The 563-nt window shown below is 38.4% G+C and carries 1 pseudogene; it reads right to left on the bottom strand.

What is annotated here, in order from left to right:
- A pseudogene (locus IE142_RS40215) lies at positions 1-540 on the bottom strand (polyribonucleotide nucleotidyltransferase); the annotation flags it as partial.
- Positions 541-563 lie beyond the last annotated feature (23 nt).

Here is a 563-nt window from a genome sequence, read left to right as displayed (position 1 = left end):
AGCAACTTCTAAATCTAATCTAGAAATTTCTTTATCAGCGACGGAAGGATTAATGACATATTTGCCATCGATATAACCTACATTTACACCTGCGATGGGACCTTGGAATGGAATATCTGAAACACTTAACGCCATCGAAGAACCAATCATTGCTGCCATTTCTGGTGAGCAATCTGGATCAGCACTTAAGACAATATTCATGATTTGTACGTCATGTCTATATCCTTTTGGAAACAGTGGACGAATAGGTCTATCAATTAGACGAGCTGTTAACGTTGCTTCATCACCAGGGCGACCTTCTCTTTTTTTGAATCCTCCTGGTATTTTACCAGCAGCATACATTTTTTCTTCGTAATTTACAGTTAATGGGAAAAAATCGCCATCTCTAGGTTCTTTAGAAGCAGTTGCAGTTGATAGGACAACTGTATCTCCATAACGCACTAAAACAGCACCATTAGCTTGCTTTGCTAATTGTCCTGTCTCAATAGTTAAAGAACGCCCAGCCCATTCAGTTTTAAAAACTTTCTTCTCTTGAGACATTATGAATCTCCTCTCTTAATTCT

The organism is Streptomyces mutabilis (assembly GCF_014649815.1).
In the GTDB taxonomy this organism is placed as follows: domain Bacteria; phylum Actinomycetota; class Actinomycetes; order Streptomycetales; family Streptomycetaceae; genus Streptomyces; species Streptomyces mutabilis.
Note: the sequence above shows the minus strand (reverse complement) of the source record. Positions and strands in the feature narration are given on the sequence as shown.